Origin of the sequence: Leptolyngbya sp. CCY15150 (genome assembly GCF_016888135.1) — a bacterium.
Lineage (GTDB): Bacteria > Cyanobacteriota > Cyanobacteriia > RECH01 > RECH01 > RECH01.
In genome coordinates, this window is the sequence record NZ_JACSWB010000207.1 from 74,295 (window position 1) to 98,996 (window position 24,702).

General features: G+C 55.2%; 16 protein-coding genes. 11 read left to right on the plus strand and 5 right to left on the minus strand.

Going from position 1 to position 24,702, the window contains the following annotated elements:
• Window positions 1–136 precede the first annotated feature (136 nt).
• Entirely contained in the window at window positions 137–3,127 is a 2,991-nt protein-coding gene (gene gcvP / locus JUJ53_RS14440) for an aminomethyl-transferring glycine dehydrogenase (RefSeq protein ID WP_239125070.1), read from the plus strand.
• On the opposite strand, the gene JUJ53_RS14445 is transcribed toward gcvP, so the two are convergent.
• Both JUJ53_RS14445 and JUJ53_RS14450 read right to left on the minus strand, forming a co-directional pair.
• Complete coding sequence (locus tag JUJ53_RS14445; protein ID WP_239125071.1) at window positions 3,124–4,581, minus strand: response regulator; 1,458 nt, start codon at window positions 4,579–4,581, stop codon at window positions 3,124–3,126. The two genes, gcvP and JUJ53_RS14445, sit on opposite strands and share 4 nt — an antisense overlap.
• Window positions 4,578–8,780, minus strand: a complete 4,203-nt coding sequence (locus JUJ53_RS14450; RefSeq protein ID WP_204152732.1) for a response regulator — start codon at window positions 8,778–8,780, stop codon at window positions 4,578–4,580. The genes JUJ53_RS14445 and JUJ53_RS14450 overlap by 4 nt, the downstream gene beginning before the upstream one ends.
• 853 nt (window positions 8,781–9,633) lie before the next feature.
• Here JUJ53_RS14450 and JUJ53_RS14455 point away from each other — a divergent pair.
• The 4 genes from JUJ53_RS14455 to JUJ53_RS14465 all read left to right on the plus strand — a co-directional run bounded on the left by JUJ53_RS14455 (window position 9,634) and on the right by JUJ53_RS14465 (window position 14,896).
• Window positions 9,634–10,752 carry a response regulator gene (locus JUJ53_RS14455; RefSeq protein ID WP_204152733.1) on the plus strand — a complete coding sequence of 373 codons (1,119 nt, stop codon included), beginning with the start codon at window positions 9,634–9,636 and terminating at the stop codon, window positions 10,750–10,752.
• A 218-nt stretch (window positions 10,753–10,970) separates the two neighbouring features.
• Window positions 10,971–14,249, plus strand: a complete 3,279-nt coding sequence (locus JUJ53_RS14460; RefSeq protein WP_204152734.1) for a glycoside hydrolase family 15 protein — start codon at window positions 10,971–10,973, stop codon at window positions 14,247–14,249.
• Between the two features lie 21 nt (window positions 14,250–14,270).
• Window positions 14,271–14,396 (plus strand): hypothetical protein, encoded by a 126-nt coding sequence (locus JUJ53_RS25135; protein WP_275415772.1) that lies wholly within the window; start codon window positions 14,271–14,273, stop codon window positions 14,394–14,396.
• 125 nt (window positions 14,397–14,521) lie between these two features.
• Window positions 14,522–14,896, plus strand: coding sequence for a resolvase (locus JUJ53_RS14465; protein ID WP_204152735.1), 375 nt, complete (start codon window positions 14,522–14,524; stop codon window positions 14,894–14,896).
• Here the strand turns inward: JUJ53_RS14465 and rlmN are convergent.
• Complete coding sequence (rlmN, locus tag JUJ53_RS14470; protein ID WP_239125072.1) at window positions 14,893–15,954, minus strand: 23S rRNA (adenine(2503)-C(2))-methyltransferase RlmN; 1,062 nt, start codon at window positions 15,952–15,954, stop codon at window positions 14,893–14,895. The genes JUJ53_RS14465 and rlmN overlap by 4 nt on opposite strands.
• An 88-nt stretch (window positions 15,955–16,042) precedes the next feature.
• Window positions 16,043–16,660, minus strand: a complete 618-nt coding sequence (locus JUJ53_RS14475) for a TMEM165/GDT1 family protein (protein ID WP_204152736.1) — start codon at window positions 16,658–16,660, stop codon at window positions 16,043–16,045.
• 523 nt (window positions 16,661–17,183) lie between these two features.
• Here JUJ53_RS14475 and JUJ53_RS14480 point away from each other — a divergent pair.
• The 3 genes from JUJ53_RS14480 (at window position 17,184) to JUJ53_RS14490 (ending at window position 19,923) form a co-directional block, all read left to right on the plus strand.
• Window positions 17,184–18,116: a glycine betaine ABC transporter substrate-binding protein gene (locus JUJ53_RS14480; RefSeq protein ID WP_204152737.1), complete on the plus strand. Its 933-nt coding sequence runs from the start codon at window positions 17,184–17,186 to the stop codon at window positions 18,114–18,116.
• A 149-nt stretch (window positions 18,117–18,265) separates the two neighbouring features.
• Entirely contained in the window at window positions 18,266–19,228 is a 963-nt protein-coding gene (locus JUJ53_RS14485) for an ABC transporter ATP-binding protein (protein WP_204152738.1), read from the plus strand.
• 11 nt (window positions 19,229–19,239) lie between these two features.
• Complete coding sequence (locus JUJ53_RS14490; protein ID WP_204152739.1) at window positions 19,240–19,923, plus strand: ABC transporter permease; 684 nt, start codon at window positions 19,240–19,242, stop codon at window positions 19,921–19,923.
• Window positions 19,924–19,951: 28 nt separating this feature from the next.
• Here JUJ53_RS14490 and JUJ53_RS14495 read toward each other — a convergent pair whose 3' ends face one another.
• The gene (locus tag JUJ53_RS14495) at window positions 19,952–20,488 is read right to left on the minus strand and encodes a DUF4330 domain-containing protein (protein WP_204152740.1); all 537 of its coding nucleotides are present in this window, start codon (window positions 20,486–20,488) and stop codon (window positions 19,952–19,954) included.
• 513 nt (window positions 20,489–21,001) lie between these two features.
• Between JUJ53_RS14495 and JUJ53_RS14500 the strand changes: the two genes are divergently transcribed.
• The 3 genes from JUJ53_RS14500 (at window position 21,002) to hflX (ending at window position 24,505) form a co-directional block, all read left to right on the plus strand.
• Window positions 21,002–21,757 carry a metallophosphoesterase gene (locus JUJ53_RS14500; protein ID WP_343327960.1) on the plus strand — a complete coding sequence of 252 codons (756 nt, stop codon included), beginning with the start codon at window positions 21,002–21,004 and terminating at the stop codon, window positions 21,755–21,757.
• Window positions 21,758–22,364: 607 nt separating this feature from the next.
• The gene (locus JUJ53_RS14505; RefSeq protein WP_204152741.1) at window positions 22,365–22,595 is read left to right on the plus strand and encodes a hypothetical protein; all 231 of its coding nucleotides are present in this window, start codon (window positions 22,365–22,367) and stop codon (window positions 22,593–22,595) included.
• Window positions 22,596–22,819: 224 nt separating this feature from the next.
• Window positions 22,820–24,505, plus strand: coding sequence for a GTPase HflX (gene hflX / locus JUJ53_RS14510; protein ID WP_343327965.1), 1,686 nt, complete (start codon window positions 22,820–22,822; stop codon window positions 24,503–24,505).
• Window positions 24,506–24,702: the final 197 nt, after the last annotated feature.

Sequence of the window (24,702 nt, forward strand, 5' to 3'; positions counted from 1 at the left end):
AACTATTGACATGGACATAGAAGATGCTTAGAGGGGAGCGATCGTCCTTCCTGAGGTTGAGAGGATGCACAGAGGCGGGCCTGTGATGCACAATAAGTAAAGAAATTTTGCAGTGTTGCCATTTACGGGTTTACCCATGTCCATGCCATCCGACTCTGTAGGTTATGCGATCACATCTGACGTTACAACACCCAAACGGGGCGATGGGGTAGGGGGCGATCGCTCCTTGAGTGAAACCCTAAGTGACCATCTGAAGGCGATCGCGGCGGGAACCGATGCCTTCGCACCACGACACATTGGCCCCAGCGACGCTGATGTCGAAGCCATGCTGGCAGTACTCGGCTATGACCAGCTCCCTGACTTGATTGACCAAGCCGTGCCGCCCAGCATTCGTTTGTCACGGGATCTAGCGGTGCCGGCGGCGGTGAGTGAGCATGAGGCCCTGCAAGAGCTAAGGGCGATCGCCTCCAAAAATCAGGTCTTTCGCTCCTATATCGGCATGGGCTACCACAACTGCATCACCCCGCCGGTGATTCAGCGCAATATTCTCGAAAACCCCGGTTGGTATACCCAATACACCCCCTACCAGCCCGAAATTGCCCAGGGTCGCCTAGAAGCCCTGCTCAATTTCCAAACCATGGTGACCGACCTGACAGCCATGGACATTGCCAATGCCTCGCTGCTAGATGAAGGCACGGCGGCAGCGGAGGCCATGACCCTCAGCTACGGACAGTGCAAAACCAAGGCGAAAGCTTTCTGGGTGTCGGATCTCTGCCATCCCCAAACCCTAGAGGTGGTGAAAAGTCGTGCTCTGCCCCTAGGAATCACGGTGATCGTGGGTGACCACCGCAGCTTCACGGCCGAGGCACTCCCAGAAGCGATCGTGGGTGCGCTGCTGCAATATCCTGCCACCGATGGCGGCGTCTATGACTACCGTCCGATGATTGAGCAGGTACACCAAGCGGGGGGCTTGGTCACCGTAGCGGCAGATTTGTTGAGCCTAACCCTGCTGACGCCGCCGGGAGAGTTTGGCGCAGATATCGTCGTGGGCAGCACCCAGCGCTTCGGAGTGCCCATGGGCTATGGGGGGCCCCATGCAGCCTACTTTGCCACCCGAGAGGTCTATAAGCGCCAGTTACCAGGGCGGTTGGTGGGCGTCTCGCGGGATGCACAGGGGCAGGTGGCCCTGCGGTTGGCCCTGCAAACCCGAGAACAACATATCCGTCGCGATCGCGCCACCAGCAATATCTGCACGGCTCAGGTTCTATTAGCCGTGATGGCTAGCATGTATGCGGTCTATCACGGCCCTCAAGGGCTGCGCCGCATTGCCACCCGCATCCATCTGCTCACCATGCTGCTGGCAGCCGGTCTGGAACGCTTAGGCTACACCCTCAAAAATGTGCCGGTCTTTGACACCCTGACGGTGGAAGCAGGGGAATGTTTGGGGGCGATCGCTCAACGAGCCGCGGCCCAGCGCATCAATCTGCGACCGCTCGAAGGACAGCAGTTGGGGATTTCTTTGGATGAAACCACCACAGAGCAAGACGTTGTCGATCTGCTCACCGTCTTTGCAGGCAATCCCTTTCAGGGGAAAGGCGATGCCTGGATGGCGCGGGCCCAAACCCACAGCGATCGTCTGCGCGACCATTGGCGACAGTCGGACTACCTGAGCCATCCGGTGTTCAACACCTACCATTCCGAGACGGAACTGCTGCGCTACATCCATCACCTGCAGGCCAAGGATCTATCGCTGACGGCGGCGATGATTCCCCTCGGGTCTTGCACCATGAAGCTCAATGCCACGGCGGAGATGATTCCCGTCACCTGGCCCGAATTCGGGCAGATCCATCCCTTCGCGCCGGTGGAGCAAACCGAGGGGTACCAAATTCTGTTCCAGCAGCTAGAAGACATGCTGGCGGAGATCACTGGATTTGCTGGCATTTCCCTACAGCCCAATGCCGGATCGCAGGGGGAATATGCCGGTCTGTTGGTGATTCGAGCCTACCATCAGCAGCGCGGGCAAGGGCATCGACAGATTTGCCTCATTCCTGAGTCGGCCCATGGCACCAATCCGGCTAGTGCGGTAATGGCCGGGATGACCGTCGTTCCCGTCGGGTGCGATCGCGATGGCAATATTGACCTAGCAGATCTGCAAGCCAAGGCAGAAAAGCATCGGGATCAGCTAGCGGCGTTGATGGTCACCTATCCTTCCACCCACGGGGTTTTTGAGGCCGGTATTCGCGATATCTGCGAGATCATCCACAGCTACGGCGGGCAGGTCTATATGGACGGAGCCAACATGAATGCCCAGGTAGGCATCTGCCGTCCCGGCGACTTTGGGGCCGATGTTTGCCACCTAAACCTCCACAAAACCTTTTGTATTCCCCATGGCGGCGGTGGCCCTGGCGTGGGGCCCATTGGCGTCGCGGCCCATCTCGTGCCCTTCTTACCCGGTCATGCCTTGATTCCCACCGGTGGCGAGCAGGGTATTGGAGCGATCGCCTCTGCCCCCTGGGGCAGCAGCAGCATCCTGCCGATCTCCTGGATGTATATCCGCATGATGGGCGGAACGGGGTTGACCGATGCCACCAAGCTGGCAATTCTCAATGCCAACTACATCGCCAAACGGCTAGAGGATCACTACTCCATTCTCTATCGCGGTAATGGCGGACTCGTGGCCCATGAATGCATCGTGGATCTACGTCCCTTCAAAAAAGCCGTGGGCATTGAGGTCGATGATATCGCCAAGCGGTTGATTGACTACGGCTTCCACCCTCCCACCATGTCTTGGCCCGTGGCCGGCACCATCATGGTAGAACCCACGGAAAGTGAAAGCAAACCTGAACTGGATCGCTTCTGTGACGCCATGATCGCCATCCGCGAGGAAATCAGCCAGATCGAAACCGGGGCGATGGATGCCCAGGATAACCCCTTGAAACATGCCCCCCACACCGCTGCTTGCCTCACGGTGGATGCATGGCCCCACGCCTATTCCCGTGCTCAGGCGGTGTATCCTACGGCATGGACGAGGCAGCGTAAATTCTGGCCAGCGGTGGCCCGGGTGGACAATGCCTATGGCGATCGCAACTTAGTCTGCGCTTGCCTACCGATGTCGGCCTACGCTTAGCAAGGCTCTGGGCTTAGGCCCGCTTCCTCTCGTTGCCTGGGCTGGGGCTGAGATCGTGATTGCTGCAGGGGAATGGTGATCACAAACTCCGTCCCCTGCCCGAGGGTAGAGGTGCAGGTGAGGGTGCCCCGATGGCGTTCGGTGATGATTCGATAGCTGATGGACATCCCTAGACCCGTGCCGCGGCCAATGGGTTTGGTGGTAAAAAATGGATCGAACAACCGCTGCTGAACGCTGTCTGGCATTCCTGGGCCATTGTCGAGGATGCCGATATGTACGGTCTGCGCCTCCGTCATCCAAGTGGAAATTGTCACCTGCCCAGGAATGGGCGATCGCCCTTGGGCCAGGCACTGGCTGTTTCCATCCTCAATGGCATCGAGGGCATTGGTGAGAATATTCATAAACACTTGGTTGAGCTGCCCCGGATAACATTCCACCCGAGGTAAATCACCGTAGCGCTTCACAATCTCAACACCGTCGCTACTGCCATCTTGGTGGTTATCTTGCTTAATACGATTGCTTAAAATCATCAGCGTGCTGTCTAGCCCATCATGGAGATCAACGGTTTTAATATCCGCTTCATCTAGCCGGGAAAACGTCCGCAGCGATCGCACAATGCCCATAATCCGGTCAATGCCCACCTGCATAGATTCTAAGAGCTGCGGCAGATCTTGCTTCACAAACTCCAGATCAATACTGTCCATTTGCGCCTGGAGCTCCGGCGGCGTGGGTGCGCTTTTCTGGTAGGCATGGATCAGCATCAGCAGGTGCTCAGCGTAGTCCCGAGCGGGGCGCAAATTGCCGTGAATAAAGTTAATCGGATTGTTGATCTCGTGGGCCACGCCTGCCACCAATTGCCCCAAGCTGGACATTTTTTCCGACTGCACCAGTTGCATCTGGGTCAAGCGCAGCTCCTCCAGGGCAACTTCTAGCTCCTGGGTACGCTGGCGTAGAGCCGCCTCCGAATCCTGCAAAATATCTTGGGCTTGCTTACGTTGCTGCACTTCCTGCATCAAGGTTTGGTTACTTTGCTGCAATTTAAGCTGCATTTGCCGCAGGGTAAGCTGGTTTTCCACCCGCGCCAGCACCTCTTCCACCTGAAACGGCTTGGTAATGTAGTCTGCGCCGCCAACTCGAAACGCCTTGACCTTATCCGCCGTATCGCTCAGCGCACTTAGAAAAATGACGGGAATTGCCCCCGTTTGTTCACAGGCTTTCAACTCTTCACAAACCTGATAACCGTTCATAGCCGGCATGTTGATATCCAACAAAATCAGATCCGGGGGGAGGGCTCGAACCGCCATCAACGCTGCAGAACCGCTAATGGCGCTGCGCACTTCATACCCCCGCTGCCCCAACATGCGAGACAGCAGACGCAGATTATCGGCTTTGTCATCCACAATCAGAATGTTGCCGTTGAGGGAGCGATCGTCCATTAGATCTGACTTGCTCATGGAGTTGGAAGGGTGTGGGAGGAGGAGGAGGTCAGGGCGACAATGTCTTCAAAACGAAAATCGTGGGTGAGTTTGGTGAGGGCAAGGGCAAGGGGTTGCTGGTTATCGGGCAATTGCTGAATGAGCTGCAGCACTAAGCGATCGCTACATCCACTGGCAGCGCGATGGAGCTGGGCCAGCCAGTCTGGGGGCATGGTGGCTAGGGCATCGGGGGTAAGCACCATCTGACTGGTCGCCACATCGGTTTGATCTTCATAGGAATAGTCAAGTCCTAGATGGTAGGACAGGAGGTCTAGCAGCCGTTGCTCTTGAACCGGCTTATACAAAAAGTCATCGCACCCTGCATTGAGAATATCAGCCCGATCATCTTCAAACACGCTACTCGTAACGGCAATAATGGGGGTCTGCCGACCCTGCTCCTCGGCTTTAATGCGTTGAGTCGCTTCATAGCCACTCATTACGGGCATCCGCATATCCATCAGAATGGCATGGGGGTGCCATTGTTGCCAAAGGGCGATCGCTTCTTCCCCATTCTCGGCCTCTTGGACGATAAAACCAATAAAGGTCAGCAACTTCACCAAGACATTACGACTATCTTCATGATCATCAACCACTAAAATCCGACATTCGGGTTGATCGGGCATCAGACCGATGACGCGCTGGGGGAGCGATCGCTCTGGCAGATCGGCAATACTAGCCAAACGCACCTGAATATAAAACTTGAAGGTGCTGCCTTGATCCAGTTCGCTGCTAACGGAAATTGCTCCCCCCATGAGCTGCACAAATTTTTGACTAATACTCAGCCCCAGCCCGGTTCCTTCCCGCTGGGCATGACCAGCCGCGGCCTGCTCGAAGGGCAAAAACAGGCGTTCCATATCGCTACGACCAATGCCCACCCCCGTATCACTGACCTCAAACCAAAGCAACTGATATCGCTCCTGTGGATCCGAAGATGGCACCAAGTCCGTCGAGCGGGGCAGAGTATGCACCCGCAACACCACGCCGCCTTGGCGGGTAAATTTGATGGCGTTGCCCAGTAGGTTGATCAGCACTTGCTGGAGCTTGCCTTCATCCGCCGTCACATAGCGCGGCACACCGGGTGAACGATGGAAGGCCAGGGTGAGATCTTTTTCATGGGCCTTAAGGCGCAGCATATCTTCCAAGCCATCTAGCAAGTTGTATAAATCAAAGCTTTGCTCATTGAGATCAATCTGCCCGGCTTCAATTTTAGACATCTCCAAGACATCATTGATCAGGGTGAGAAGGTGCTGGCCACTGCGGTTAATGATGTTCAGGTATTCCCGGTTGTCAGACCCCAGAGATAGATCATGGTTCATCACTTGGCTAAATCCCAAAATGGCATTAAGCGGCGTGCGCAACTCATGGCTCATATTAGCCAAAAATTCGCTCTTAGCCCGATTGGCCGATTGGGCGGCATCCCTGGCATTGGCTAGCTCAATCGCTTGGAGCTGGGTACGCTGCAACAATTCGGCCTGCTGCACCGCCACGCCCAGTTGGGTGCCCACATGGGTGGCGAGCTGAACGTCGCTATCTTTCCAATAGCGGGGGCGATCGTTTTGGTAGTGGGCGAGCAAACCCCAGAGGCGATCGCCCTGGAAAATTGGCACGGTGAGATAGGCTCGGGCCTGATAGCGCTCCAGCAGGCTAATGTAGCAAGGGGAAAATCCTGCCTGGTAAATATCGCGGACACAGAGAAACTGCGTACCCCGAGCATAGCTTCCTCCCTGGGTTTCATGGAGATAGGTATCTTGGGTATCGCTGCCGCGCTTCGACCAGTCTTTGACGACACAGCTATCTTCTTGTAGTACCTCATCGTTCAAGCCACCTTCATGCCATTGGTCAATCACCAAGGGTTTCCAGCCCGCCCCCGCTGATTCAGCAATGAACTCGCCACTCCAATCGGCATTAAAACGGTAAATGGCCACGCGATCGCACTGGAGCAATTGCCGCAGCTCTTGGGTGGTAGAACGAAAGATTTGCTCTAGATCCAAGGTTTGGCGCATCCGTTCAATCACATGTTGCGCTGCCCGCTGGCGTTCGGCTAGTTCCTTGAGGGCTTCTTGGGCCTGATGGCGATCGCGAATTTCATGCTGGAGGTCTCGGTTTTGCCGATCCAGCAACTGGCGCTGCTGCTGCTCCTGTTCCAACAGTTTCGCGTGCTGCAGAGCAATGCCTACCTGGGCAGCGATCGCCTGCAGCAGATGCATGTCCTCCTCCGTCCAGTCTCGCTGATGGTCGCATTGATGCAGCTCCAGCATTCCCGTTGGCTGCCCTTGGTAAGACGTGCGCACCGCCAGAATCGACTGCACCTGCACCTGGTTCCACAACGGCTGTAGCGCAGCAAGACGCGGATCGGTTGCAACATCGGGAACAGGAATCACCTGATCATGGGCCAAGACAGCGATCGCGTAGGAGTTATTGTGCAGCGGAATTTGAAACGTCATCGGCAGTTGATAGCCCGACTCCGCATAGACTGCCACGGTGGAAATAGCAGACGGCGGCGACTGGCTGCAGGTGTGGATAATGCAGCGATTCACACCAAAGGTGCGAGCCACTTGAGCCACCGTCGTCTCAAAAATTTTCTTGCTGTCGATTTGCCAGCGAATTTCATCGGTCACCTGACGGATCAGCAAGGCTTGATTAAGCTGCTGGGACAGGGCTTCCTCGGTCAGCTTGAGGTCGCTAATATCGCGTAGCGAACCCACCATGCGCAGGGGCTGCCCGATGCTGTTCCACTGGGCCTTGCCCCGCACCAGCACCCATTTATAGGCACCATTGCTGCACTTCATGCGATATTCCGCCATGAAGGTAGAACGCTGTCGCCGCAGATGGGTCTGGGCAGCCACCTCCACCAGTTCAGCATCATTGGGATGAATCCGCTGCAGCCACCTGTCATAGTTGAGCACCAGCTCCGATGGCCCATAGCCCAAAATATCCGCAAAGCGATCGGAACAAACAATGTGGTTGCTGGGAATATCCCAATCCCAAATGCCGTCATTATTGCCGTCGAGGGCCAACTGCCAGCGCTCTTCACTTTGACTGAGAGCGTCTTGAATGCGCTTTTGCTCAAGAATGGCCCGTAGTTGGGACGCGATCGCCATAGAAAGCTGCATCTGCTTCGGTTCATCCGCATGGGGATGGGTGTAGAACACCAAGACAGCCAGCACGGGCGGCGTCTGGCAAGAGTCTACCTGGGGCACCTCCGCCTGGGGCGACACAATGGGAATCACCAACTTTCGCCCATAGCCCAAATCTGCCAGCCACCGTAACGGCTGACTGCCCCAATCCTCCGGACTGCCCAGCGTGCCCCACATGGGCTCCCCCGACTGCCATACCTGCCCTTCTAAACCTTGATGGGGCTGCAGCGTGATCGCCTGAAGATGCTGCTGACTTTCCTCTAGCTCCACAACGTGGCTGGCGCAGAGTTTAGGCTGGGCATACCACATAAAGCTACAGGCTAAGGTGTTGGGATCCGTGGGCATCCAGGCGCAGCCATAGCCAAAGTCCAACACATTGCATAGATACCTCAGCACCACGTCTAGAGCGGCATTCAGGTCTGGCGCACTGCTCACCTCCTGCATCATGGACAGCAACACCTGGTTTTGAGCTTCCGCCTGGGTGCGATCGCGGATTTCCTGCTGAAGGCGTTGATTTTTCTGCAGCAACTGCTGCTGGAGATGGCGGATGTGCAATTGATGCTGAATGCGAACCACCACTTCCTGAATATTCAGAGGCTTGGTCAGGTAATCAGCACCGCCCACCTCAAACGCCCGCACCTTATCCAACGGCTCTTCTAAAGCACTGACAAAAATGACAGGTATATCTGCCGTCGCTGGATGAGCCTTCAGCCGCCGACAAAGTTCATACCCATCCATCTGCGGCATACGAATATCTAGCAGCACAAGGTCGCAGGACATGTGAGCCAAATTGTGGAGCGCTTGCTCTGGACTCAAAGCCATGGTGGCTTGATAGCCTTCCTGTTCTAACAGTTGGCATAAAATCCGAGCATTTGGCAAAATGTCATCGACAACCAGAATGTGGCCAGCAGTGTCAGAGGTAGGTGGGTTCATGGTCGAGAGGTGCAAATGTGCCAGAGATACTGGCGGAGGATGAAATGGCATCTGCTCTAGCTCAGGGTGATGTACATGGAGGGCGATCGCCCCATAAAACCCTTGCATAGCCCAAAAGCAGAGGAGGGTGAAACAGCATTAGGTTGACTTATATCTCATCTTAGGAGCCTTGGTGGGAGTGCAGGCTCTACCCCCAGATAGGGCTTAAGTAGACAACGATGAACCCATGCTCAGATCGACATAGACAGGGGCATGACGCTGGTTAGGGTAGTCTTCCAAGCATCAGGTCTAACGATCGCAAGCGTGAGCAACACCATCTCTCCTCTCAAGCCTCGCTTGAGGTGTTTGGCCTTGTAGGTATTCGAATCGCTACCTCGAAGAGTGTCCCAGCTTAGACCAATGGGATGAGTCACAGTTCCAAGCCCCCATCGATGACATAGCTCTCTGTAGGCTGCAAGGTTGCCTACAGCACCGCAAGGGCAACAACTGCCTAAACTGATACACACTCAGGAATTCTAAACCCCGACAGAGGTTGGCAAGCAACGAAATGGTGAGTCGTCTAGGCACCCTGATGCAGCCTAGGGGACTAACGCATACCCAGGGCGATCGCCTAGTAGACGTTAGACACTACTACCCTATCGAATATTTTCAGGAGAAAGTGATCGATTTTCCAATATAAAGGTGAGGAAATTCCCGAACCTATGTGTTTTTTGATGAACAAGAAGAATAGGGATCCTCTACCAATCCCGGTTGACGGACACACCTTGCTTCCCATGCCTTTTCCCAAAAGGTAGGGGACGTCTAAGGAGTCATGGTCTCCCAAGCCCTCTTCCCGCCTGGCAGAAAGGCTTAGGGCCAGGGCAGCAGCCATGGTTCGCCCACACCTGAGCGTCAATCTACCTGACCGTCAATCTACCTTGTCAACCAACACCACCCCCTACCAGGATGAACGGTGAACAGAATGCCTGAATCATCTCGTCCCCCCTTGCCTCGGTTGTCCCCCACAACCAGCTACTACATCCGTCGCTTGCTGCATCAAAACCTTGATCAGCTGCGATCGGTCTTAGCCAGCGGAGCTGGGCTGGAGGCCAACCCCCTCTCTGACCTCAACGAGGTGATGGGAAGCCTATATTTGGAGGCAGATGAGCTGAAGGAAGCTGTTCAAAGCATCGAGCACCTAGCCACCTGTCATCAGGCTCTCGCCACCCAAGGCGGACTCCATCGCCAAGAACTAGAGCAAACCCAGTCGGAAATTTTTTGGCTGCTAGGGTTTCGGCTAGATCGCCCTGAACATCGAGGGCTATTGCTGCTGGTGGATGATCAGCCTGAAAATTTGCGATTGCTATCGACCACCCTCAGTAAGCAGGGCTATGACATTCGCAGTACCGTGAGCGGCTCCATGGCGATTACGGCGGCGAAAACGGCGAAGCCCGATCTGGTCTTGCTGGACATCATGATGCCGGGGATGGATGGCTATGAGGTCTGCCGCGAGCTGAAGTCCCAGGTGGAAACCGCCGACATTCCCATCATTTTTGTCAGCGCCATCGACGACACCTTCGATAAGGTTAAGGCCTTTCAAGCTGGCGGAGCCGACTACATTACCAAACCCTTTCGCATTGAAGAAGTGGCCGCCCGCATTGAAAATCAAATGCAAATTCGCCAGCTTCAGCAGCGGCTGCGGGGGCAAAATGTACGGCTTGAGGAAGAACTGCAGCGTATTAAGACCGAGCAAAACCAAGCCGAGCTGATGCGGCTAGCGATGGCGCAAATTGGCGACTACGTTCTATTTTGTGATGACCAAGCCCAAGTCATCCATGGCAACGAGCCAGCCTGCAAGCACCTCGGCTATTCCTATAGCGATTTGCTCACCCTCAGCCTCTACACCATCGCCCCCACCCTAACGCCCGACCAGTGGTCTGGATATCGCCAAAAGCTAAGGGATTGGGGCTTTATCACCCTGCAAATGGAGCATCAATCGGTCACCCAGCAAGCGATCGCTGTTTCCCTAGGGATGCATTACTTTAAACAAAATGGTCAGGAGCGCTTTTGTCTGGTTGCTCGAAAACTGGTGACGGCCTAATGACTCATCTATGACTGTCTAATGGCAGATCTAAGGGTTGATTTAAGGATTGATTTAAGGATTGATTTAAGGGTTGATTTAGCGGTTGATCTGCTGGCTGAACAATCTGATCATGTTGCACAACGGTACGATGATGGGCATTCTGGTAGGAGCGATCGCTTCCACTGTTTGCGTCGTCGTCATTGCGTCATCATTGTTGGATGCTTAGTTGGATGCCTATGTCTCAGCCTCATGCCCATTCTGCTGCCTACCCCACCACCCAAGGAGCACTGCGCGATCGCCTCGATACCTACTACCAAGACATCAAAGCGGTGATCTTAAACCGTCAGCACCCGATTACGGGCCTGCTGCCCGCCAGCACCGCCATCAATAGCCACGGCAACTATACTGACGCCTGGGTGCGCGACAATGTGTACAGCATTCTGGCTGTATGGGGTTTGGGGCTAGCCTACCGCAAATGCGATCGCGATCAGGGGCGCGCCTATGAGCTAGACCACAGTGTCATCAAGCTGATGCGCGGCTTACTGACCTCCATGATGAAGCAGTCCAACAAAATTGAGCGCTTCAAGACCACCCAGTCGCCCATGGATGCCCTCCATGCCAAGTACCGCACCAGCACCGGCGAAACGGTGGTCGGCGATCATGAATGGGGACACCTACAGCTTGATGCCACCTCCATCTACCTGCTGATGTTGGCGCAGATGACTGCGTCCGGTCTGCGCATTATCTACACCCTCGATGAAGTCAACGTGGTGCAAAATCTGGTGTACTACATCGGCCGCGCCTACCGCACCCCCGACTATGGCATCTGGGAACGGGGCAACAAGATTAACCATGGTGACCCAGAGCTGAATGCCAGCTCCATCGGCATGGCCAAGGCGGCCCTTGAAGCGATGAACGGCATCAACCTTTTTGGCATCGAGGGCGATCAGTCCTCCGTCATCCACGTGCTGCCCGATGAGATTGCCCGCACCCGCAGCACCCTAGAATCCCTACTGCCCAGGGAATCCGGCTCCAAGGAAGTGGATGCGGCCCTGCTGAGCGTCATCGGCTTCCCCGCCTTCGCCATTGATAACCCCAACTTGGTCGATCGCACCCGCCGCAACGTAGTGGACAAACTCCAGGGCAACTACGGCTGCAAGCGCTTCCTGCGGGATGGGCACCAAACGGTGATTGAAGACAGCCAGCGGTTGCACTATGAGCCCATTGAACTCAAGCAGTTTGAGCATATCGAATGCGAGTGGCCGCTGTTTTACACCTACCTGTTCCTCGACGCGATCTTTCGGGGCGATCGCCCTCAGATCGACGACTATCAGCAGCGCCTGCAATCGGTGCTGGTGGAACAGAATGGGCGGATGCTGCTTCCCGAACTGTACTATGTCCCCCAAGAGCATCTGGATGCCGAACGCGACGACCCCGGCAGCCAACCCCGCCAACCCAATGACAATGTCCCGCTGGTCTGGGCCCAGAGCCTCTACTACCTAGGGCTGCTGCTGTCCGACCATTTGATTGCCGTGGGCGATCTCGATCCTCTAGGACGGCATTTATCCCTCCAGGCTCCCCAAGCGCCGCTGGTGCAAGTTGCCCTGATTGCCGAAGATGAAGCCCTGCAGGCCCAGCTATCCACCTATGGCGTGCCCACCCAGGTACCCACCCAAGTGGAGCCGGTGCAAATTCGCCATGCCGCAGAGCTAGCCGTTATCTACAGCCAAATTGGCCGCAACGACGTATTAGGGCTATCAGGACGTCCCCTGCGTCGCTTGCGCAGTCTGACCACATCACGCCTCTTCTACGTCCATGGTGATGCAATAGCTTTCTTACCTTCATTTTTGGATCAGCAACAGTTTTATCTGACCATCGACTACCATTTCCTGGTTGCCCAAATCAAAGGTGAACTAGCCTATATTCAGCGCCACTGGAGCCAGCTAGGACGACCCACCCTCACCCTTTTGCTGACCCACAGTATGTTTGAAGTAGGTCAGCCCAGCGCCATTGGTGAATCGCCGTTATTACAATTGATTCAGGAATTGATGAGCGGCCGCTGTGATGATGTCTCCGTGCGCGTTGCGCCGCTGAATCAATTAATGTCCACAGCAGCGGTAGAGCGCATTGATTTCGTCCATGACTTCCGCTTTAGCCAAGCCCCCGTGCGCCCCGTACCCCCCAAACCCCAATTCTTACCCTTTGATCCAGCGGTCAACCAACCGCTGACCGGCCCCCAGGAGTTTTTGCTGGAATGCGAAACCGAAGCTGAAGCAATTCTAGATCGCTTAAAACAATCCGCCAGCCTCTATGAACAGATCGAGCTGCTAGACACCCTTTGTGAAGTAGAAGGACTCACCTACGAACTTCCCTGGGAAAGCGATCGCCCCCTAACGGTGGCAGACTTGCTGGATGAAGTCTACGAAAAAGCCACCCAGCTTGAGCTGTGGTCAATTATTCGCAAAGCCGCTGGACTCCTCAATAAGATCGACATTGGTTTATCCGATGCGGTGATGGAAATCCTAGTGCGCCAAAAGCAAATTACCGTAGGCAAGGCCTTCAGCCAAGCTTCTCTGATCGATCGCCCCATGTCTCACCTAGAGATCATGCACAAAATCCAGGACTTCTGTGGAGAGGATATTCGCGATCGCTCCCTCACCCAAGAAATGCTGATTTACCTCAGCATCCTGCTAAAAACCGACCCCAGTGTATTCCGAGGCTTTCTCACCCTGCGCGTAAGTTATCTGACCCTCCTAATCACCACGGAGCTAGCCCAGGAACTCCATGTCACCCAAGACGAAGCCTACGAGCATCTGATGCAGCTTAGTCCCTTTGAGATCAAAACTCGCCTGCGCCAAGTGCTGGCAGGCTATGAAGGACATAACAAAGCCCTGATGCAGCAGGAGTCCTTACATATCCGTCAGCAACAGGCCATTCAATGGGTGGTCTTACCCGAAGAAAGCAGCATTCCTACACCGGAAAGCTGGCGACGGCAGCGGCAGCTCGACGGCTCTTTGAACCGCGTGCCAGAAGGATTTTATCCTGGCGTATGGCAGGTATTACACCACTGTCGCGGCTTGGTGATTGGCGATAAGTTAGAGCGGCGCAATCGTCTCGATGGCGAAGTGATTGTGTCAGAAATGACGCCCGAGGAAAAGAACTTCGCCCTGCGGGTGGAGCATTTACTCAACAAGATCCAGGCTCCAGAATATCGCCAAGTCAACATCGAGGCGCTGATGGAACTAGCCGTTCTGGCTGACGAAAACCCAGATCTACAGATTGAAGACTACATTGTCATGGATGTCCTCATCGGTCATGCGGTGCGCCTGGGTTGGCTAACCCATCATCCCGACCATAGCGATCGCTACGATGAATTCAAAGCGGAAGCCTGGCAAGCGTTCTACGATAGTTCGCCCCGCACCTGCGCCGAATATATCGCCCAAGCGCTGCAGTTCCTCACGGAGCTGGGCGAGTCGAATCCGGTCGATGAGGAAGCGATCGCTGAGGTGAGCTAAGCATCTGGGGAGCGATCGCTGTTGTCCGCCAACGGGGTTCAGCGATCGCCCTCAGGCACCATGAACAGCCGTCATCAAGACGTTGATCCTGTCCTAACGCCTCTACTCAACCCCAAAGATTCCCATCGCCCCGTCTTGATTCGTTGACAAACCGCCTGCCCGTAGATGCCACGATGAAGGCAGGTCATAAAAAAAACAGGCGATCGCCGCCATTTTTCCTGATTTCCGGTTAGGATTTACAGCGCAACCATCCGACAACAGCGATGGAATTCATGAGCCTTGATCCCCTGACCTCCGAACCTTCAGCCCTCGATGCTCCCGATGTAGCCCAACTGATGCCGGTCGAAGCGGTACAGCAGGCCATCGGGCGATCGCGGGCATCTGTCTATCGCTATGCCAATACGGATGCCAATGACCTCAATCCGCCCTATGACCCGAACCGGCTAAATCCTGAACTTCGCATGACGAAGGACGACCCGCTGATGTTCCATCCCAACGAAGTTGCCCGCTTTGCCAAGGATGTGCTGCGGCAAAATGTCACCATTCAGGTACAAGAAGCGCCGCCCAATGTCACCCACGATCTGCTGCGGGCCATCTTGCAAGAACTGCAAACCATTCGCCAGTTGCTGGATACTCCGTCATCCTAGCTAGGGCTCGTGGAAGAATCAGCATTGGCCCGCAGTTGCCCGCAGGCCGCATCAGCCGCCAGACCACGCGATCGCCGGACGCTGACGGCAATGTGCTGCGCCTTGAGCGTATCCATGAAGTCTTGGATGCGTTGAGGGCTGGGGCGCTGGTAGTCTACTTCCTGGATGGGATTGTAGGGAATGAGGTTGACATGGGTTTGGAAACCGCGCAGATGCTTGGCCAATTCCAAGGCATGGGAGTGGCAGTCGTTGAGTTCTGCCAGCAAAATGTACTCGAAGGTGACCCGCCGTCCGGTGCTATCGACATAGTCGCGACATTCATCGAGCAATTGCTCTAGGGGATATTGGCGAGCGCTGGGAATCAACGTTTCGCGCAGAGCTTGGTTAGAGGCATGGAGGCTGACGGCTAACGTTGCCTGCAGGCGTTGCTCAGCCAACCTGCGGATGCGCCCCGGAATGCCCACGGTAGACACGGTGAGCGATCGCTGCCCAATTCCCACGTCTTCATTAAGCGATCGCACGCTATCGAGCACCACATCCACATTCAGCAACGGCTCGCCCATGCCCATAAAGACAACATTGCTGACCCGTTGCTCAAAATCTTCCTGCACCGTCAGCACCTGATCGACAATTTCATGGCGATGCAGATTACGCAGAAAGCCGCCCTTGCCCGTGGCACAAAAGTCACAAGCCATAGGGCAACCCACCTGGGATGAAACGCAAACCGTCAGCCGCTTCCCCGAGGGAATGCCGACGGTTTCAATAATCTGTCCGTCCTCCATCCGCAACAGGTACTTCACCGTCCCGTCGGGAGCCGCCGAGCGATGGTGGATCTGCGATCGCCCCACGGGAATATCCGCCAGCTCACTGCGCCATTGTTTGGGAAATACGGACAGATCAGACAGCGATCGCCCACCTTGGTGATAGAGCCATTGATGCAGTTGCTTGGCTCGGTAGGCCGGCTGATTGTGTTGGGCCACCCAGTCGGTGAGTTCTGGTAAGGATGCACCGAGCAGCGGCGGTAGAGGAGATGGGCGATCGATCAAAGAAACAGACATAGCAACCGGGAATGGAGGGACGGTGGGCATCGTCCCCAAGGAGACAAGACCCAGTCTTTCTATTCTACGAGGTGGGGCGAAGGACGGACTACCCTAAGCGGGTGGCGGCCACTCCAGCAAAGATCAAGAACAGGATGCCGCTCAAGAGGGTGACCGTGCGCTCAGAAATCCGCCCGCAAATCGCCCGTCCGCCAATGACAGCGATCGCCGTACAGATGGCATGACCGAGGATCGCCCCGACCGTCACCCCCAAGGGATGCTTAGCAGCAGCGAGAGCAATAGTAGCAATTTGGGTGCGATCGCCCCATTCGGCAAGAAACGTTAGGCTGAACACCTCAAAGACGATCGCTAGAACACTGGGCTTAGGAGGGCTATTGGATTCCGCCCGAGCCACCGCCTCCATCGCTTCTCCCTCCTCACACCCATCAGCGATCGCCTTCATCCTCCAAGCGTCATACAACAGCTTGAGCCCAAAGCCCAAAAACAGCAGCACCTCTGCCCAGCGCACCAGCGAGGGAGGCAAGAGCGATACCACCTGCCCAAACAAGACGGAAAGCACCGTCATAGCAGCCAAGGCACCCCAAGCGCCCAGAAACACCAAGCGCCGCGAGTGCTTCATCGCCAAAATGACCGCAATGAAAAATGTCTTGTCTCCCAACTCGGAGACCGTAATCAATAACAATCCAGCCGTAAATGCTTCTAGCACTATCTATCAAGCTCCTCTCGTAGTGGCTGTGAGCTTGATAGGAGACTAGGCTTCACCAAGCTCACAGATGTTGTGAACTAAGTGAAGGTCTCGCTGATCGCAGGCCATGCTCGATAGCACGCCCTAGGATATCTCGAACCAGGTGAATTACCAGTATGTTGATTCGAGAGCTTGGGGTTTTTCTCCCCAATAGCTACTCCCCTTCAAGTCTCCTATCTTATGAGCATAAGGAGGGAAAAGACAAGCTTTTGGTCGCTTCGTATGGTGCCAGCGCTCCCGCGTACCGGTCTTGATCGCTTCTGCGACTCTTAAGACTTAAAGATCTGGGCGCAGGAGCAACCCTGGGAGCATTCCCACGCATAGTATAGGAACGATATCAAATGCCAAAACTGGTATCAGCTAGGTGAAGCGCCCGGATCACCTTGGGGACAGGGTAGGTTCTCCATCCCCCAGAACCTTGGCAGACTCCAGTATTATGTTGAAGTAATCAGGTCGTTTGTCTGTTCTTCATCCCCCAGGATTTATGAAAGCTACCCGTCGCTCACTTCTTCTCACATGCCTAGCTGCCGTTGTTGCCCTATTGGTGATTGCCTGCAACACCACCACCTCCCAGTCCCCTGCCGATGGAGCTACAGCGACCATTCGCGTGGGTTCTAAAGATTTTACTGAACAGTTTATCCTGGGAGAAATGTATGCCCTAGCCCTAGAAAATGCTGATATTCAGGTCGAACGCAAGCTCAATCTAGGAGGCACACCGGTGGCTCAGGCAGCTCTGACCAGCGGCGAAATTGACCTTTATCCGGAATATACCGGCACAGGTTTGCTGACAGTGCTCAAACTGCCGTCCAGCAGCGATCGCCAAGCGGTCTACGAGACTGTGGTCACGGAATATGAAAGCCAGTTTGAGTTAACCTGGCTTGATCCATCGCCGATGAACAACACCCAAGCCCTGGCTATGACCCGCACTAAGGCAGAGGAGCTGAACATTACCAGCATCTCGGATATGGCTGCCCAGGCCAGCGACTTGGTTCTCATTGGGCCCCCTGAGTTTGAAGTTCGGGAAGACGGTCTACCGGGAATTCAGGCCGCCTACGGTAACTTCACGCTCAAGGAGTATAAGGCCGTGGATTCTGGTCTACGCTATAAGGGACTAGTAGACGGTGAAGCGGATGTGGTTGTAGCCTTTGGTACCGATGGCGAAATCAGCGCCTTTGATTTGGTCTTGCTAGAGGATGACCAAGAGCTATTCCCGCCCTACCAAGTTGCTCCAGTGGTGCGCCAAGACGTCTTAGAGGCTAATCCTGCCATTGCTGATGCTCTGAATGCGATCGCTCCCCTGTTGACGGATGAGGTGATGCAAGCTCTCAACTACGAGGTCAGCGGCAATCAGCGAGAGCCTTCGGATGTGGCCCGAGATTTTCTGGTCAGCCAAGGCATTCTTGCTGCCGATAGTTGAGCCAAAACTCAGAATCTTGCTGACATCAAGCTTGCTGACCTGGCAGGCCAGCCAATCCAACCCGTTCTCCATCCTAGTCAGCCAACACTAGCCACTAAACACTAGCCACCGATGATCGTCCTGGGGGTTAACCATGAGGCACAGCAGCCGTGAGTGCAATTCAATTTGATCAGGTTTTTCTGAAATTTCCCCAGGCATCCCGCCCTGCCGTCAACCACTGTAGCTTTACGGTGCAAGAGGGAGAACTGGTGGTGATCCTCGGGCCGTCGGGATGTGGCAAAACCACTCTCCTGAAGATGGTGAACCGTCTGTATGAACCCAGCCAAGGGTCGATTACGCTCTACGGTCGAGATATTCGCCGCATGAATGTCTCGAAGCTGCGGCAGCAAATTGGCTACGTCATCCAGCAGTCGGGGCTGTTTCCCCATATGACCGTGGCCCAAAACGTGGCGGTGGTGCCAGAACTCCTGGGCTGGCCCAAGCCCAAAATCCAAGCCCGCATTGATGAACTGCTGGCCCTCGTGAGCCTCACTCCCGGAGAATATCGCGATCGCTATCCCTCCCAACTCTCTGGTGGGCAGCAGCAGCGGGTGGGGCTGGCGCGGGCCTTGGCTGGCGATCCGCAGGTGATGCTCATGGATGAACCCTTTGGAGCCATTGATGCCATCACCCGAGCTGGTCTGCAGGATGAAATTCTTCGCCTCCAGCGGCAGCTCAAAAAAACCATTCTGTTTGTCTCCCACGACGTGGAAGAAGCCCTCCGGTTAGCCGATCGCATCTTAATTCTGCAGGAGGGCAAGATTGTGCAATACGACACGCCCTTTGCCGTTTTAACTCGCCCTGTGAATAGCTTCGTGCATGATCTCATGGGTGCGGATGACATGGTGCGCCAACTGCGGCTGCTGCGGGTGGAAACCGCCATGGTGCAGCCGCCCGATAATTACCACCACAATGGTCAACCCGCGATCGCTCCCCAAGATAGCCTTCGCCATGCCCTGTCGCTGATTCTCAAAACCGGCGCGCCGCAACTGACCGTCTTGGATCAAGGAAAACCCATTGGCGTGCTCACCCTAGAACATATTCGGGACTCCGCTACCGCCGTTCAGGTTTAGCCAACTAGTTTATGGACTATTTGTGGAACAATCCAGGCCAGGTCTGGGGCTACCTGCTCCAGCATCTGCAAATGACCGGCATAGCCCTAGCGATCGCCATTATGATTGCCGTGCCGCTCTCGGTGTTGATTGCCCGCAGTCGCTGGCTCACCGTGCCGGTCATGGGCACCCTCGGCATCATCTACACCATCCCCAGCTTGGCATTGATTATCCTCTTGGTGCCGCTGCTGGGGCTCAATGCCCAGTCGGTGATTGCCGCCATGGTGCTGTACATTCAGGTGATTTTGGTACGCAATCTATCGGTGGCCCTGCAGTCCATTGATCCGGCCCTGATCGAAGCGGCGAAGGGCATGGGCATGGACATGGGGCAACGCTGGTGGCGCGTGCAGGTGCCCCTAGTGCTACCGATCTTTTTAGCTGGGGTACGGCTCTCGGCCATTGTTGCCATCGCCATCGCCACCATCGGAGCCAAGTTTGGATCTGGCGGTCTGGGGGTGTTGCTGTTTGAAGGCATTGCCCAAGCCGGACGCTATGACAAAATTTGGGCCGGAGCGATCGCTGTCTCGCTCCTGGCCCTAGCCATCAACCTGGGTATTTTAGTCCTAGAGCGGATCACCACACCGCCGCCGCTGCGCAAGCATCAGCGCTCTCGACCAGCCAAGGTCTTAGAAACCTCTAATATCCCAGAATCATGAGGCATCCCAGAATCATGAGGGCGCACCCCTAGGATTCCTCCAAAATCCTCACCCCCACCACCGACGTATTAAAGCGATAGGTCAACCCCTCCACTTCAATCTGGGTACCAATTTTGACCTTGTTGTTGCCAAAAATAGGCCCCCCGTCCGTAATCTGAGCTTCGTCTGCCAAGGTCACCAGCATGTCTAACGTAAAGCCCAATTCCGGCCGCGGATCGGGGAATGCCGTCACAGAACCATCGGGTTGGGGCACCGCCACCGATCGCGGCAATTCTTGAATCTCCTTCACCCCCACCGACCCCGCCGGTTGATTGCGAATGATGATATTGAGGCGGCCCTCTTCACGCATGCTGGTGACCAAGGCCTGGGGTTCTGCCACCGTCAATCCACGCACCATCAAATCCACTTCCACAGGCCGCGTGGTGACGCCCAATTGCGCCACGGAGCCCGATGTGCCGGGAAAGAGAAACACGCCGGCCAGCACCAGCAAAATAATCACGGCGGCACCAATATCGAGGATGCTCACCTTCCCAAATAATCGCCCGTTTGAATCAATAATCGCCATCGTTGTCTGCTCCTAACTGCTTGTTGCCTGGTGCTACCTAGGCGAGAGTTGGCTTCAATCACTCTATCAAGAGTGGGGTAATCCCAACATGGTTGGTCACACGACTTGGGCATGGGGCTCCTCAGTCCAGCAGCAACTATCCAGCCATCTGCCCACATCCCAACCAAAACTTTAAGGAAACTTTAAGAGAAGAGGAACCAGCGATCGCGCTTCAGCGGTTAGGCTAGAAGTCGGTTCATGACGCGCAGCAGATCGGGGCGACCAAGGGTACCATGACGTCCAATGTCTATCCTGAGAGCCTCCTGCAAGGCTGTTTATTCATCATTCCTTTATCACTTCCATACGCTTCTTTCACGCGAGACGAGGGGCGATCGCGCAAGATAGAAGGAACGCGTTAGCATTAAAGAAAGACTGCCCTATGCATCTTAACCCCCTCCACTGTTGGTGCAACCAGTCTCCTATTCCATCTACCGGTCATGCCATTCATCTGCACCTAGGAAGGATTTAAAAACTGTGTCTAGTGGTCGTCGAATTTTTATCGGAGATGTTCATGGTCATTATGATGGGCTAATGGCCCTTTTTGATGCGATCGCTCCCGCCTCCGACGACCAGATCTACTTCCTCGGAGACCTCATTGACCGTGGGCCCAAAAGCTGTGACGTGGTGGAGTTCGTCAAGGAGAACAGCTACACCTGCATTATGGGCAACCACGAACACCTCTTACTCGAAGCGCTGATCGAAGAAGGCGTTCACCCTCCCGCTCTGCAAGCATGGCTCTATAGCGGCGGTCAGTCCACCGTTTCTAGCTACAAAAGTGTCGATCATCTGCTCGAACACCGCAATTGGATTCGCACCCTCCCCACTCACCTCGATCTAGGGGATATCTGGCTGGCCCACGCTGGCATCCATCCAGGGCTGCCGGTGTCTGAACAAACCACCCAAGAACTATGCTGGATCCGCGAACGCTTCCACAGCATGACCCAGCCCTACTTTGAAGACAAGCTGATCATTATTGGTCATACCATCACCTTTACGCTGCCGGGGGTGAATCCTGGTGAATTAGCCCAAGGGCAAGGCTGGCTGGATATTGATACCGGAGCCTACCATCCCAAGAGCGGCTGGCTCACAGGCGTTGATGTGGATCATCATCAGGTGTATCAAGTCAATGTGTTTGATCAATCAGTCCGTACCCTACCGCTCCACAAAGCCGTCACCCAAATTGATCCCAGCAAGGTGCTCGAACGCCGCCGTCACCTGATGCAGCTCTAATCCTCCCAATCCAATCCATCGTTCACTCCTGGAGTAGGCGTAGTGGAGTAGGCGTGATGCCTTGCCCCCTACTCCAAGTCTTACTAAGCGCACAGTTGCTAAGCGCACAGTGCCCCATCTTTGAGACTCCCCGGTTTTTAGTCTGGGGAGTCTCAGTTCGTTGGAAGTCCATCAACATGTCCCCTTGAGCTTCGTCAGCAATGGAGGCTGATGTGTCGTTTATTGTAGTGGCCTAGGCAGTTAGTTAAGGTTGGGTTAAGATCAGATTAAGACAGACGATGATCATAAAAGCTAGACTGTGCTCCTTGTGCCTACCCCATAGACTCTGATGCAGACTCTGATACAGGCAGAGTTGGGGTAGATATAGTGCGCGGTTGGAGCCATGGGAACAAGACTCCGGCGGCTGTTCCCTTACATAGCAGATACATGCTGCAATTGAGCAATGTCCCTGGGTTTGGGTTTGAGAAGTTCTTCAACCTTTCATAGGGCATGGTTGTCAGCCGTTGAGTGACCTTGAATGATCAGGGATGATGATCCCAGGGGTCGTCAGCGGCATTTCATCTAGACCTCTAGATGGTTGTCCACCTCGTTTGATTGGAGATGATCCATGAGCAACAATACCCATCGAGATTGGCTATACCCTCGCGCGTCCTACCATGGCAGCGATCGCCCCAACCATCTCATTTTCAACGCAAACCTACAGGAATTCGCCCAGCGGGTCAGCTACATTTCTAATTTAGAAACCGCTGGAAAACTCACGCCCGAGGAAGCCTACACCCAAGTTAGCCATCTTTGGAAAACCTTGAAGCACAGCAAAAAGGAACTCGGGATTCCCTAAGCGCATGCCCCCCATCCAAGCAACAGGTATCCCTGTGTTCAGCCTCGGTTCGTCTGGGAGACAAGCTAACCGAGGCTGGCTTATGGGTCAGCCAAATCTTCCAAAAGATCACAGATTCTGCATCGATCCTGAACAGGGCAACGCTCGATAGACTCGATAGAATGGAGGGTAGATCTTTTTTATACTATTGAGTGAGGTGGCCGGAGTTCCGGTCGAGTGCGCCTATCGAAACTATTTACGGTAATCTGAAAGGGCTAAAATCAAGCCAGCTCAAACTACTTCAGCGCTTGTACCACCAGCGCTTACCAGGCGATCGCATCACTACGCCTGAGTTTTCCCAGCGCTTGGCGGCCGTGAGTGCCGAACTCGATCAACCCGTGAGCGCCTATATTAATCGCCGAGGCCAGGTGATTCGCGTGGGGGTGGGGTCGCCGGCCCAAACCCAGATTCCCCCTGGCGAGCTGCCCCGCTACGGCACAGAACGGCTCTGTGGCATTCGCTGCATTTCCACCCAAATGAAGTCCGAGAGTCCCAGCAGTGCTGTGTTGACAGCCATGGCTATTCAGCGACTAGATGCCTTGGCCGTGTTGACCCTGTCGGGCAGTGGCTTCACCCGTCGCGGCGGTACGGTGGCTGGCTATGTGCAAGAAGCGTACCTAGCCCATTTGGTACCCCATCCCGAAGTGACATGGACAGTGTCAGACCCCATGTCCCTAGAGGATTTGGCGGAACAAGATTTTGTTGACCTCACGGAAGGCCTAGAGGAAGAGTTTCGGCGGCAATATGTGGCGGAGGAGGTAGACCTCGACCACGATCGCGTCCTGCTGATTGGCGTACAGACCCAAACCGTGTCTCCCCAACGCTTTCAAGATGGTCTGACCGAACTAACGCGGCTGGTGGAAACTGCCGGGGGTGAGGTGCTGCAGGTGTTGATCCAAAAGCGATCGCGCCCCCACCCTCGCACCGTTGTTGGGGATGGAAAGGTGCAGGAAATTGCCCTGACTGTGCAAACCATTGGGGCCAATCTCGTGGTGTTTGACCGAGACCTATCGCCAGCTCAGGTGCGCAACTTGGAAGGTCGGATGGGCGTGCGGGTGGTGGATCGCACCGAAGTTATCCTAGACATCTTCGCCCAGCGGGCCCAGTCGGGGGCCGGGAAGCTGCAGGTGGAGCTAGCCCAGCTTGAATATATGATGCCGCGTCTGACAGGACGTGGGCAATCCATGTCGCGGCTAGGGGGTGGCATCGGTACCCGAGGCCCTGGGGAAACCAAGCTGGAGACCGAGCGCCGAGCCATTCAGCAACGCATTTCTCGCCTACAGCGCGAGGTGACACAACTGCAGGCCCATCGATCGCGCATGAGACAGCAGCGCCAGCATCAGCAGGTGCCTTCCATTGCTGTGGTGGGCTACACCAATGCCGGCAAGTCTACCCTGCTCAATGTGTTGACCAACGCCGAGGTCTACACCGCCGACCAGCTCTTTGCTACCCTCGATCCCACCACTCGCCGCTTAGCGCTCACCGATGCGGAAACCGAAGAACCGTTTCCCATTGTTTTGACCGACACCGTGGGCTTCATCCATGAATTGCCGCCGCCCTTGGTGAATGCCTTCCGAGCCACCCTAGAAGAAGTCACAGAAGCCGATGCCCTGCTGCATTTGGTAGATTTATCCCATCCGGCCTGGCAGAGTCATATTCGCTCCGTGATGCAAATTTTGTCCGATATGCCGATTACGCCGGGGCCAATTTTGCTGGCCTTCAACAAAATTGACCAGGCCGAGAGCGAGACCTTAGCGATCGCCCGTGAGGAATATCCCCAGGCCGTTTTCTTGTCCGCCAGCCATCGCCTAGGTTTAGAGACGCTCCGACAGCGCATGATCCAGCTCGTCCGGTATGCCGTCGTCTCCTAAAAGCCAGCCGCACAACGACAACGCGCCCCAGAAACGCCCCAGAAGCAACCCAGACAAAAATATTTAGAATCATTTCGGAGTTAGGGTCAAGCCTAGGGACTGCGCCTCTTTGCGCAGGGTAAGCGATCGCCGTTCGTCCAACAGCGGCAAATCCTATCCTGACCCTGCTGTCAAGTCACCGAAGAAGAAGATAAGCC

Excerpts from the sequence above, each read along its gene's own strand:
- JUJ53_RS14460 (WP_204152734.1), top strand. The coding sequence starts at position 10,971 with ATGTCTCAGCCTCATGCCCATTCTGCTGCCTACCCCACCACCCAAGGA.
- rlmN (WP_239125072.1), bottom strand. The coding sequence starts at position 15,954 with ATGTCTGTTTCTTTGATCGATCGCCCATCTCCTCTACCGCCGCTGCTC.
- JUJ53_RS14480 (WP_204152737.1), top strand. The coding sequence starts at position 17,184 with ATGAAAGCTACCCGTCGCTCACTTCTTCTCACATGCCTAGCTGCCGTT.
- gcvP (WP_239125070.1), top strand. The coding sequence starts at position 137 with ATGTCCATGCCATCCGACTCTGTAGGTTATGCGATCACATCTGACGTT.
- JUJ53_RS14505 (WP_204152741.1), top strand. The coding sequence starts at position 22,365 with ATGAGCAACAATACCCATCGAGATTGGCTATACCCTCGCGCGTCCTAC.
- JUJ53_RS14455 (WP_204152733.1), top strand. The coding sequence starts at position 9,634 with ATGCCTGAATCATCTCGTCCCCCCTTGCCTCGGTTGTCCCCCACAACC.
- JUJ53_RS14465 (WP_204152735.1), top strand. The coding sequence starts at position 14,522 with ATGAGCCTTGATCCCCTGACCTCCGAACCTTCAGCCCTCGATGCTCCC.
- JUJ53_RS14495 (WP_204152740.1), bottom strand. The coding sequence starts at position 20,488 with ATGGCGATTATTGATTCAAACGGGCGATTATTTGGGAAGGTGAGCATC.
- JUJ53_RS14490 (WP_204152739.1), top strand. The coding sequence starts at position 19,240 with ATGGACTATTTGTGGAACAATCCAGGCCAGGTCTGGGGCTACCTGCTC.
- JUJ53_RS14445 (WP_239125071.1), bottom strand. The coding sequence starts at position 4,581 with ATGAGCAAGTCAGATCTAATGGACGATCGCTCCCTCAACGGCAACATT.
- JUJ53_RS14450 (WP_204152732.1), bottom strand. The coding sequence starts at position 8,780 with ATGCAAGGGTTTTATGGGGCGATCGCCCTCCATGTACATCACCCTGAG.